Raw genomic sequence first — 13,046 nt, forward strand, 5'->3', positions numbered from 1 at the left:
CCAACATGTCGTTATCACGTTGACTGGACCCCTGTACATATTTACCTAAAGCGTCAGCACTACATGGTGGATTTGACTATCGTCACGCAATCGGACGAAAGGACCATCCTCCGTGGCGTACTCGGCAAAGTCGACTTCCAGTCCATCGATCGATAGCATCGTTTGTCCGCTGGACTTGTGTGACGGATTCTTGACGGTGATTCGGTACTCTGCGTTCCCGAAACGGTAGTTGGCAGAAAACTCCGGCCATTCACTTGGCATACATGGACGGATGAACAATCGTTCTCCTCGGCGGCGCAGGCCGATAATCCATTCAACGCCTGCTTGATACATCCATCCTGATGCGCCTGTATACCAAGTCCAGCCGGCATGGCCTTTATGAGGCTCCTCTGTATACACGTCGGCAGACATAACATATGGTTCACCGACATATTTTCGCACTTCAGCAGACGTCTTCGTATGCATGATCGGGTTCAACATGTGGAACAACTCAAACGCTTTGTCCCCGTCCCCAAGCCCGCACCAAGCAATGATGCTCCAGAGGACGCCGTGTGTGTATTGGCCTCCGTTCTCGCGGATACCAGGAGGATAACCCTGAATGTAACCTGGACTTGGATCCGTTTGGTCAAACGGCGGATACAGAATATGTGCTACCGACAAGTTTCGATCCACAAGCTCACGATCGAATGAACGCATAGCCTGCAAAGCTTTGTCTGGCGGCGCCATGCCGGAAATGACGGACCATGACTGAGCGATAGCATCAATGCGACACTCCGCATTATGGATGGAACCGAGCCATTGTCCACTATCGGTAAATGCCCGTCTGTACCACTGACCGTCCCATCCCTTTTCATTGATTGAATCCGCAAGCTTCTCCTTTATACGCAAATAATTTTCTGCACGTTCATGGTCACTGCGATGTTCGCACAAATCAGCCATTCCTCGCAAAACTTCACCTAAGAACCAGCCGAGCCATACGCTTTCGCCACGCCCTTCAGCTCCTATACGGCTCATTCCGTCGTTCCAATCCCCGATACCGATCAGCGGCAGCCCATGCTCGCCAAAACGTAAACCGCGATCAAGCGCACGTAGGCAATGTTCTAGGATCGTACCACTTTGCTCGGACAATACGGTCGGCTCATAACGTTCATGCTCCTCTTCACTTAGAGGTTCACTGCGAAGAAACGGAACGGTCTCGTTTAATAGGCTCTCGTCTTCGGTATGTTCAATGTATCTGACCACGGCATAAGGAAGCCACAACAAATCATCGGAAAAGCGGGTGCGAATACCGCGGTGCGTCTCTTCATGCCACCAATGTTGGACATCGCCTTCTTCATACTGATGGGCAGCGTGTAGAAGAATTTGCTCGCGAGTGAGGTCGGGACGACAATGGAGTAAAGCCAGTGAATCCTGCAATTGATCGCGGAAACCGTAAGCCCCGCCCGCTTGATAAAAAGCGGAACGCGCCCACATCCGGCAGGAAAGCGTCTGGTAAAGCAGCCAGTTGTTCAGCATGACGTCCATCTCAGGGCATGGTGTCGAAACCGTAATCGTACTCATTGCACCGTCCCAAAACTTTATCACATCCTCGAATGCCTGCTCGCAAACATGGGTTTGACGATACTTGTGTGTAAGCTGAGCGACGGATTCACTGGAATCCTCACAGCCAAGCAGGATGTAGACGGTCAGTTCAGCGTTAGGCTCAATTACCAATTTGCTTTGCACCGCTCCACACCCTTCGTACGTTGGACCGGTTGCGCCTGACAAGTGAAGTCGGTTCATGGCAGCAGGATTTTCAAAAGTCCCGTTGCGGCCTATAAATTCCAAGCGATCCCCTGTACAAGTCATTTCCATATTCGGAGTCACAGTGGCTGTCTGATTGCTTCCTTTCGTCGATTCTACCGATTCTCCCATTTGCGGATGAATCGTTAGAAAAGCGGTCGCATCCCGGAAATTTTCTTGGTACGTGTTGCGTGCCGTAAGCACGGCATTCACCGGATCCCATTCCGTGACGATGTAAGAAGCGTTCCCTTCTCGGTGCACGCCAAGCACCCATTCTGCATAATAAGTGACGGATAATCTCCGCTGCTCGGACGTCGTGTTTTGCAGTCGTAATTTAATCACTTTGACAGGATCATCCAGCGGCACAAAAACGGTCATTTCTTGTTGAAGACCATGACTTTCATGATGATAACGCGTATACCCACGACCATACACCACCTTATATGTGGAGGTAACGTTCGTGCGGGCCGGGGCCAGCGTCCAATATTCTCCGCTATCCTCGTCCCGTAAGTAGCATACTTCCCCTGGTTGGTCGATTGCGGGATCGTTCGACCAGGGGGTTAATTTACATTCGCGACTGTTGCGCCACCATGAATACCCTGTGTACAGTTCCGATGTCAAACAGCCGAATTTCGAATTGGCCATCACGTTAATCCATGGTGCCGGCAGGTAGTTGCCGTTTTTCAGAATGATGTGGTACTCCCGGCCATCTGGTGTGAAGCCTCCCCAACCGTTGAAGAAAAGGAGATCATTCGTTTCGACTGCCATAGCAGGAACAAAGCGGTTCGGTGGGGCGGTTATCGGTAGCGGCTTATCAGATGTGCGGCTCGGTACTGATACTTTTAACTGCGCCTTCAGACTGGGGCCATCTGCTCGTAGTACAATACGGGATACCGCGAATAACAAAGACTTATCGCCATCTGATAAATGAGAGGCGGGCAGGATGTGTACGCCCCCTTGCTCTGAGCCGTGTCGTCCAACAATTTTCTCCAACATACGCCGAAGAGCTTCCTGTAAATCCTGCTGATACCCCTCTATCGATTCGTTCAAAATGACAAGATCTATAAATAACCTGTTATGGCGTAAATACTCATATCCGATGAGAAGCTTGTTAATAAAAGATAGATTCATCGTATCTGCGATCCGTATAATCACAATGGGTCGATCACCAGAAACGCCATACGCCCAGAGTCCCTGTTGTCCCTTTTGGTTAACAGCAATACTGCTCTCACGCTCAGGCCGCAGAGGAGCCGTATACAGCGTACGACCCGCTAGCAATTGAAAAACAGCCAAATCGGTAGAGGTTATATGTAAATGCTGTAATTCAATTTGACTCCTCGTCCAAGCAAGTTGAAATGTCCTCTCGATTTGTTGTTCCTGGGACAACTGATGAACGATGTCGATCGCTTGCTCCTTCGACTCTGCTACGCCTGTAACAGCAGTTAGGTGGACATGCTCACCAGGCAGGATGGTTAAACGACGTCGCATGATAAATGCAGGATCGGCCACAGAGCCAACGGTGCTGCCAAGTCGGGTTTCGATTCCCACGGGTCTGGATAATGTGTATCCCCTGCCAATAAATCGAGCCCGGTCTGTTTCAAATTCCACAGGTCCGAGAGGCCGGCCACCGGTTGTTAACGTATGGAACGCCCACACGGATTTCTCTCCGCCGTCCCGGGGACGTTTGCGGGCAAGCAGGCATTCCGCATCAGCATTAAATTGCGTTTCAACAAATAATTTAGTGAATGCCGGATGCGCTTTATCCGCCTCATGTGGCGCTAACGCGATTTCGAGAAACGTCGTCACCTCGATGATCCGTGCTTCCCCCCCCGTATTGGAAAGCGTTAACCGACGTACTTCCGCGTTCACTTCGGGCGAAACGCTGATTTCAAGAGTCGCATGTATATTGTCTTCCTCACACAGGAAAGTGGATCGCTCTTGCGAGAACTGCGCCCGCTGCTTGTCCGACCGCACGCGGCAAGGTTGGAAGGACGGAGACCACACCTTATCAGTTGCCACATCCCGAATATATATATAGCTTCCCCACTGGTCCGTCACTGGATCTTCCCGCCAGCGTGTTACATCCATGCCTTCGAACCGGATGAATCCGCTGCCGCTATTGGAGATCACCGTCGTGAACGCTCCGTTCGAATGTACATTCACTTCTGGAACCGAAGTATCGGCAGAGACATATTCCCGCAGTGGGGCAATCTGTGCTGGTTTCGGTTTTTCGATCCGCGACTGTCCAGATAATTCACGATTTATAATGGAATCCCGTGAAGGAATCCGTTCTTGTAATAATAGTTCCGCCGCCTGTACACGTTTATCGCGATGAAAGTGATCATACATTTTACTAGGCAGCAGTACATTGGCAAGCGTCAACAAGCTCATTCCTTGGTGATGCGCCATAAAACTGCGGATAATCTTGCAAGTCTCACCTTCAGGCATTCGCCCGGGGGTAAAGTCAATGGCCTCGTAAAAACCATATTGTCCGCGCGCCCCGAGTTTCTCCATTCGGAGTAAATCCTTCAAACCTTCACGCATCGCGAATGGAAGGGCCATGACCGTTGCATAAGGCGCCAGAACCAAATCTTGCTCAAGTCCGCGTTTGAAACCGAGGCCAGGAACTCCGAAAGCCCGGTATTGGTAATTCATCTGATAATCAAACGCGTAATAACCGGACTCCGAGATACCGAAGGGAACACCTCGTTCACGTGCGTATTCGATTTGCCGCTTCACAACGCCTCGATAGGTACTGTCCCAGATGGTGTTCCGATAAGTACGCATAATCAGCCATGGCATCAAGTATTCAAACATCGTCCCGGACCATGAAACCAAGGTAGTCTGGTCCCCTTGCCTTTTTACCGTCCGGCCGAGCGCCAGCCAGTGGGACACAGATACCTGCCCTAGTGCAATCGCAACAAAGCTTGTCTGTCTGGCTTCGGAAGCTAACAGGTCATAGAGAATGTTATCCCGCTCGCCGGATGCCGCATGGTACCCTAGAACGAATAATTTGGCTTTATGGTCATAAAGCGGCCTGAAATCGGTCTCCGTAATCAATGTCTCGAGACGGGCGATCAGATTGTAGCCGACCTCCATCCAATCCATAGAAGTCGCTTGAGTCGACGTGTATTTGTCTTCCGTCACCTTGTCAGAATGTTGCTCTCCCATCCCGATTAGAGTCATTTCTCCAGGATTCATTTGATCGAGCTCGACGGCAAACTCAACATTCAGGCCCTCATCTCTTCCGAATATTGTCTGATTTGGCTGCTTGCTCGTGGTGAAGTCGGTCTTTAGCCAATGCGCCAACCCTTGTTTGACCGTCATCAAACTGGCCACAAAATTACCCGAGTCCACGGTTGAGACATAGGCTGGCTGCAGTACACCTAGTGAGAGGGTATCATACCAGTTATAAAGATGTCCGTTCCATTTGTCTAAGCGTTCGATGGTCCCGACCGTACGCTCTACACGCTCCACTAGCTCCGGAGTATCGATAAACCCGAAATCCCTCGCGGCTAGAGCAGCGGTTAGCAAAAAACCGATATTGGTCGGCGAAGTACGATGCGCAACTCCGTTTGGAGGGTCAATTTGCACATTATCTGGTGGCAGAAAGTTTTCTTTAGGACCGGCATAATCCTCATAAAACGCCCATATTTGTTTGGCCAACACCCGCAATTCTTCCTCTTCCACAGAAGTGAGAAGCAGCTCTTCGCGTGCAACTGGCTGGTCCAGCCAGCGGACAGCGAGTGGAGCTAAAGCCCAAATCAAACTAAGCGTGAAGCCCATCCATCTTAGTCTCGGCTCCTGCCACATAGCTGCAGCTACTGCAATGAGGATAATCAATCCATATCCGCCGCGTACGCCAAGCAGCAACGTGTATTGGTTTCCCCTATTGATTCGTTCAATATGAGAAGAACTGGTCCATTCAAGCATCCGGCGTTTGCTGATCGACAGTCTGTATAAGGTTTTACCGATCGCATCGAGCAGAACCGCGCTTTGAAACGGTAAGGTCAAGATATTCATTAAGACATGTATAGCCGTAGACAACACCCTCCGGGGATGCCGAACAGCTGTCTTAGTGAGAAAAAGTTGTCGGATAATCGGCAAAAGCATGGTTGCGAGAATGATAACAAACCAACGCTCCGGGGATCCAGGCAGAACAGTTAAACCAAGTGCCAAGAGCACCAGATAAGAAATCGGTAATAGGCTGCGGCGCAAGTTGTCGATCATTTGCCAGCGCGTAATAGCGGACAGATCGACGGGTCTTAACGTTCCCCGACGGTCGCAAACACGGGGGAAAAGCCAGCAGAGCAGCTGCCAATCTCCTCGTACCCATCTGTGCATACGCTTCTGATAAGCGAGAAACTTAGACGGGTGGTCATCGATCAGTTCAACGTCCGATAGTAGAGCTGCCCGCAGAAACCCTCCTTCGAGCAAATCGTGGCTAAGCACCGTATTTTCAGGAATACGTTCGCATAAAACTTCCGCAAATACATCTACATCGAAAATACCTTTTCCCGTAAAAATCCCCTGCTCCATTGCGTCCTGATAAGGATCTGAGGCAGCAAACGCATATGGATCCAATCCCGGCTCCGAACAAAAGTAAGCAAGCCGTGACCGCATGGCGGACTCGTGGCTAGTTCCAATTCTCGGCTGCAGCACGCCATACCCTTCAACGACCCGGGTTCGCGCTTTATTTAAGCGCGGTCTGTTATAAGGAAGATGCAACGTACCGATCATCCTCTGAGCGCTCCCCATCGGAAGCTGTGTATCCGCATCCAATGTTATAATGTAGCGAATTAGCGGGAGATCAACCGTATCTCCTATCATAGTGTCGTAACTCGTCTCCTTGCTTCCTTTAAGCAGCTCGACAAATTCCACCAATTTTCCACGTTTGCGTTCCCAGCCCATGTATGCTTCCTCAGCGGGATTCCACTGTCTGCGGCGCTGGAAAAAATGAAAGTTCGCTCCACCTGAGCCAGCATACCTCTGGTTTAGTGTCCGGATTCTTTCTTTGGTGAAGGCAACGAGCGCTTCGTCTTCCGAAAGTGTTTCCTCTGGAGCATCGGTAAAATCCCCTAAAAGGGCGTAATGGATGTTTGGATCCCGATTGGCCAAATAATGGATTTCCAGACGATCCGCAAGCTCCTCCACTTCCTCAGGCGTAGACCAGATGGCAGGAATGACGACCATCGTGGTTGCATCCGAAGGCACACCGTTGGAAAAATCATAACGCAGCAAAGGCCGGGGGTGGAAAAAGCGCTCAATGCCAAAATGAAGCCATGTGATGACCCATTCACTTACAGGAAAGGAAAGCATAAGCAAAACGATTGCCCACCCTGCTGGCGTAAAGCCACGTCCACCGCCAATCCAAGCGGCAGAGACAATAAGTGCAACTGCGAACAACCCGATAAGCAAAGCAAAATAAGTGCTGGTTGCTCGCTGTAAAATACCGGTTCCCCGTACTTGACGGGGCTGGCTGCATGTTCGCAATGAAAGCTCTAACTTCTTGATTCCAGTCGGTTCAAATAAAAAGTAAGCCGCAAACGTCGGTCGTGGTAAGTCATCTACCTTCTCACGTTCCTCGCCCACTCGTTCTTTCTCTTCCTTCGCGAGAGCTACCGCTGTACTTGCGATCAAGTTTTCTGGCACACGCATACGGTGTGCTAATCCTTCAACACGTTTAAGAATCTCATTCCTGCTATAAGAATCAAGAAGAGAATAGACACCCGTACTTTCTTGACGAAGCTTCTGATCAAGTAAGCTAATCCGCTCGAACAGGGTATTCCAATCCAGACGCTCATTTTTGCGTAAACTGCTAATCAAATTGCCTGCCCTTACCTGAAACGCTGACTGAAGCCGATGCTCGTAAGATACGATGCGATCGAGGTCATCTGAACCGTTCTCCAATTTGCATATCAACCATTCGCGCACGGATGCGGAATCCTCTGCCCACTCGCGCAGGTGACTAATCAGATGGACGATCCATGGCCCAGATAGCGGAACAGTCTGCCCGGCTGCTTCCAATTCTGCGTTGATCGCTTCCGTATTTAACCTGGAAGGCTCTATCCGTGAAAGTAACCTTTCAACTTCCATGCAAACCTCTCGGCGATCCCGTACAAGTGACATCGTTTCGGATAGCCTTCCAATCAAGCTCACACGAAGGATGAGCGAGATAGAACAGGTCTCGGCAAGCGTCAATGCAGAAACTTCTTGATAAGCGTTCATATAGGAAACAATGGTTTCCTCATCCAACACTCCGTCAACCTGCTCCAAATAATCTTCGCAAAGAGATTGGATGCGCAATATGCCGTTTTTTTGAAGGCGCGGTAAGTAATCAAAGGAGCACTTGGAAAAATTAGTTTTCACCTCTAATGCCTGTTCCTCAATAAATTCAGCATTATCGAGCAGCCATTCTTCCGCTGGTAATACACAATTTGCTGAACTGTTTTGCAATGAGAGTACAAATTCCCTTAATCTCACTATGTCTTCATCGAATCGATTCAGTATGTTCTTTTGATGGTTTCGCACATCATTTGGCGTATACTGCAATGCAAGTTCTCGCGCTCTTTGACAAAGGTTTTCAGTATTATAAGCCATGGGACCTCCGGAGATCAGTTATTAACAATTTCAAATCGTACTGTCGTCCGGTAAAACGAAGGATTCCGGGACAATCAAATTATTCCCAGTTTTGCATGATTTAATTTGTGAAGTCGAATTTTCATACTCCAAAGGGATCCGGTGTTGTCAGAAATCACCTTTGTGGTTGAGGTACAAAGCTCTAAAATACATGACAACATGATTAAAAAGAAGTCATGGGACTGAGCAATTCAAATGTATTCGTCTCTTTTTGAGGCCGGCAATACTTCCTTTAGAACGAATGTGATAAAAAAAAACAAACGTTCACAAAAGTGAACATTTGCTAAAGAACTCTAATTTCCACTAACGCACTTTATTTTCTATTAACATTGATAACATAACGATTGTAATTACTTTAGTAAACTGTTAGTATTAAATCATTTACTAATGTTTACTTTATGGAGTGAGGATGAGCAGGTATGTACTTTTACGATAAATTACGAGATATGCGCAAAATGAAAGGCTTCACAATCCGCGAGCTAGCTGATCGCTCTGGTGTGTCCGCTGCCTACATCTCACAGCTCGAGAATGGAAACCGCGGAATTCCTTCTCCCGACGTCTTAATGAAATTATCCGAGGGGCTTAACACGTCTTACTCGGAGCTGATGGACATTGCCGGTTATCTCGAATCCTCACAAACGAACCAACAATTCCAAAGCGATCCTGTTAACTTACGGCGGTTCCTTCGTGAAAATGAGCTTATGTTCGATGGTTTTATTTTAACGCCTGAAGATAAAGAATGGGTGGAGCGCATGCTCACCGTCCTCTTCTGGAAAGAGCGTCAATCGAACAAAAGCACCGAAAGTTAACCCGCATCATGATGGCTCCATTCACTTGATTACAGCGTTATTTCTTGCCCTGGTGTCATTACTAAGCCTTTGATGCCTTCCTCTTTCAGGCTTGCGACAAATGCGTTCGGATCTTGTTCAATCACCGGGAACGTATTATAGTGCATTGGGACAACGGTTTTGGCTTTCAAATATTCCGCAGCAATCACGGCATCATCCGGTCCCATCGTGTAGTTATCCCCAATCGGCAGAAAGGCCAGATCAATATCGTTCATTTTGCCGATCAGCTTCATATCTTTAAATAGCCCCGTATCCCCTGCGTGATAGATCGTTTTCCCTTCTACTCTAAGCAAGAATCCACTCGCCATGCCTGTATAAATGTTCTCCTTCGTGCCTGGGGGATTATAGGAGGAATCGTGTAACGCTAACGTCAATTTCACCTTGCCAAAAGGAAACTCGAAAGCCCCACCGATTCCCATCCCGTGAGTTTTTGCCCCCTCGAAGCCTAAATATCTGGCCAGATCATTAGGAGCAATAACGGTTGCATCGTTGCGAGCTGCAATGGATAACGTGTCCCCAACATGATCCCCATGTCCATGGGTAACAAGGATGTAATCTGCCTTGATGTCGTCCGCTTTGACCGTTGCTTGCGGATTACCGGTTAAGAAAGGGTCGATAATCAAGGTGTGTTGCTTCAATTGAATTTCGACACAGCTTTGTCCATGGAAAATAATGTTCACTTATTTCAGCTCCTTTGCGTTTATATGTTCATTTTATCATAGGCGTTTTCGCAACTTAAAATTCTTCCAAATGAAACAAATATCCCCTCCCAGATAGTTCCGAAAGGGGACATTTATACAGCCTAATTGGCCAACACACTGTTCATTTTTTTCTCTAGTTGTGCGAGCCCTTCCTCTGGATCCAATCCTCCCATCACAATGCTTTGAAGATCTTCTGACAGAGTAGTAAACATCGTCGCATATTTATCCGTTTGTGGCGCAAATTTAACATGATGCTGCGCCTCAATGAAAAGCTTCCGATAAGGCAATTGCAAATATTCTTGACTTTGAAGTACGGCTCGATTAGCAGGCACATGTCCGGCTTGGCCCCATAGCATGGAACCTTCCTTTGAGAAATAGGACATGAATGTCATCGCAGCAAGTTGTTTGTCCTTCGTTACGTAAGTAGGAATGACGAGTGTATGCGAACTCCCCCACTGCTTCGAACTGCCAAATAAGGCTGGAAGAGGCATGATCCCCACCGGAAGGGAGGATTCACCTAAATGATAGCCTGCCTCCCAAACACCGCCCATCCAAAGCGCAGCTTTGCCATTATGAAAGGTATCCCACGGGGTCTTATCATTCACATCGGAGAGCTTACTTGCATAGATCTGTTGATAAAATTTCAATACACGAAGCGATTTGTCATTATCGATGTTAACTTTCGCCTTGCTATTATCCAATAATTCACCGCCCGCTTGATAATACATATTGAGGAATGGCTCTTGGAAATAAGGCGTGTTCACGGCAAAGGGCTCAACATTCGGTACTTTAGCTTGAATTTGTTTCAGCATTTGAATAAATGCCTCCGGCGTTGAGATGGCTAGCTTTGGCGTTTCATCCTCATTCAACAAGCCCGCTTTTTTCAAAATAGCCTTATTGTAATATAACATGTGAAAATGCGTGTCTAATGGCAGCGCGTATGGCTTGTTCGTGAAGCTCACACTTCGTACATTGCTCTCCTCTAAGTTCTTGAAATCAAATCCAACCTCACTCGCCAACTCGTCCAATGGCATAATTTGCTTGGCCTTTACGAATGGTGACATTCGATCAACATGAGCAACAGCCACATCCGGACCTTTCCCTGAAGAAAGAGCTGTGCTCAATTTCACATAATATTCGTTAGATTCCAATCGAAGCTGCTTCACGTACACGGCACTCTGCGACGTATTGAAATTTTGAACAATACGCTCCACGAACTCCCCTTCACCACCGCCGAATGGATTCCAGAACGAAATTTCAACGGGTGATGCTGCGCCTGCTGCCACGATTTTCTTGTTCTCAGGTACTTGCTTATGCGTATTGGACAGAATTGAGCATCCTGTAAGCATGAAAGTGAGCGTAACTATACATCCGATTCCAATACTTCGATTGATCTTTTTTCTATCTAACAATCCGATCCCCCCTTCCCCCTCATGCCTAACAATGAACAGCTCCTCGGTAAGCGTTTGCAATCAAGTGTAAGAAGACTTTTATGAGTTGTCTTCTTTTGCTCGAACACGATATTCCGACGGGGAAAGACCTGTTATTTTCTTAAATACTTTCGAGAAATATTTCGGATCAGGAATTCCTACCAAATGGCCAATATCCGCTGTCTTGAGCTCACTTGTTAATAAGGTCATGGCTTTCTCGATACGAATCCGCGTCAAATACTCCAGAAAACTTTCACCCATTTCCTTTTTGAACAGGTTGGCAAAATAGTTCTTACTTAAGTGCACTAGACTGCTGATGGATTGCAGTGAAATCTCTTGTTGATAGTACTGCCCAATATATTGCGCTGCCTTAATAATACCGTTGCGATCACTATTATACACACCGATCATATGCCGAACAAGTTCCTCAAAAGCTTGCAGGAACCAAGCTTTACTCATCTGGATCGTCTCTAATTTGGATAATTGCTCATAATACTGCTTCTTTAATTGGAGGATGCTTTGCTGATCACTGGCCACCTCCGACCATAGTGTCGTGAGCAGGATTAGCAGTTCCAGGGAAATAATTTCCACGAGATCATAATCTTTACGTGCTGTAAGCTGTTCGAAAATATCTTCCAAATAAGCTTGCAGCTCTTTCATTTGAAAAGCATACACCATCGAATGGATATGCGTTGTGCTCACTTTAATATTATCTGCCAGCTGACTTGGTAAGGGGACATAATCAACACCATACAGAATGGCTCGCTCGCGGCCAATGAACATTTTATATTTCGCTGCGGCTTTCGCTTGCTCGTAGGCTTGTTGCAGCCCTGACCAATTGAACGTACTCATACTAACACCTATTGTACACGACATTGCACAATGATCCTTGAGATAGTGAATGACAGACTGTATCCAAGTCTTCATCTCAGCCAAGCCCTCGGCAGTCATTTTCCTTGCAAAAAGAAGCACGTTCATTTCCCCTTGCCGATCTGGGAAAGCCTCATAAGCATCCTCGGAGGAAGTCGTCATCACCTCAGCAATCGCTTTGCGTATCAAGGCTTGCCCTTCCTCAACACCCTGCGCCCACTCATTCTTCACGATGTGAAGCACATACAAGGGAAGCTTAACGTCAGAGAGCCTCAAGCTATCTACGATTTGCCTACTGCGAGCGGGGTCCATTTCTTCAAGGAGCTCCAGCATCCGTTTTTCTTTGACAAGAGGCTCAATTTCACTTACCGAATGCTTCTGCTCATTACCTGGTGACGCCACAAGGATCGAATCCCTCACTCGCAGTAGCGTCTCCTCAAGGTCACGAGGCATTAAATCTGATTTGATCATATATTCGGAAACCCCATTGCGAATCGCCTCCTTCGCATATTGGAAATCCTCCAAATTGCTAAGAATGACTATTTTCATATGAGGATAACTTTTACGTACTTCCGTAATTAACGTGATGCCATCCATAACGGGCATTTTGATATCAGTGATGAGAATATCAGGTGGATTCTCGCGGATTAGCGCCAACGCTTCTTGCCCATTCGCTGCTTCACCATTCACTGATAAACCAAGCTTATCCCAATCAATCATCGAGCGAATTCCGAACCTCACGATATATTCATCTTCCACAATCACAACTCGAAACA

Annotated in this window: 5 protein-coding genes; 1 reads left to right on the forward strand and 4 read right to left on the reverse strand. The window is 47.6% G+C overall.

Going from position 1 to position 13,046, the window contains the following annotated elements:
• Positions 1 to 45: 45 nt before the first annotated feature.
• On the reverse strand, positions 46 to 8,382 hold the full coding sequence (locus tag ACSQ8P_RS24640) for a GH36-type glycosyl hydrolase domain-containing protein (protein ID WP_436237606.1): 8,337 nt from the start codon (positions 8,380 to 8,382) through the stop codon (positions 46 to 48).
• Positions 8,383 to 8,867: 485 nt separating this feature from the next.
• On the opposite strand from ACSQ8P_RS24640, the gene ACSQ8P_RS24645 reads away from it, so the two are divergent.
• The gene (locus ACSQ8P_RS24645; RefSeq protein ID WP_436237607.1) at positions 8,868 to 9,230 is read left to right on the forward strand and encodes a helix-turn-helix domain-containing protein; all 363 of its coding nucleotides are present in this window, start codon (positions 8,868 to 8,870) and stop codon (positions 9,228 to 9,230) included.
• A 29-nt stretch (positions 9,231 to 9,259) separates the two neighbouring features.
• Here the strand turns inward: ACSQ8P_RS24645 and ACSQ8P_RS24650 are convergent, their stop codons facing one another.
• From ACSQ8P_RS24650 to ACSQ8P_RS24660, 3 genes are all read right to left on the reverse strand, one after another.
• Entirely contained in the window at positions 9,260 to 9,949 is a 690-nt protein-coding gene (locus ACSQ8P_RS24650; RefSeq protein ID WP_436237608.1) for a metal-dependent hydrolase, read from the reverse strand.
• 122 nt (positions 9,950 to 10,071) lie between these two features.
• Positions 10,072 to 11,382, reverse strand: a complete 1,311-nt coding sequence (locus tag ACSQ8P_RS24655) for an ABC transporter substrate-binding protein (protein ID WP_436237609.1) — start codon at positions 11,380 to 11,382, stop codon at positions 10,072 to 10,074.
• 78 nt (positions 11,383 to 11,460) lie between these two features.
• Entirely contained in the window at positions 11,461 to 13,029 is a 1,569-nt protein-coding gene (locus ACSQ8P_RS24660; RefSeq protein ID WP_436237610.1) for a response regulator transcription factor, read from the reverse strand.
• Between the last annotated feature and the right edge of the window lie 17 nt (positions 13,030 to 13,046).

Origin of the sequence: Paenibacillus sp. LjRoot153 (assembly GCF_964253085.1) — a bacterium.
Taxonomy (GTDB): Bacteria; Bacillota; Bacilli; order Paenibacillales; family NBRC-103111; genus Paenibacillus_E.

What these genes read in the sequence shown, in the direction of transcription:
- ACSQ8P_RS24640 (WP_436237606.1), bottom strand. Translation starts at nt 8,382, where the DNA reads ATGGCTTATAATACTGAAAACCTTTGTCAAAGAGCGCGAGAACTTGCA.
- ACSQ8P_RS24645 (WP_436237607.1), top strand. Translation starts at nt 8,868, where the DNA reads ATGCGCAAAATGAAAGGCTTCACAATCCGCGAGCTAGCTGATCGCTCT.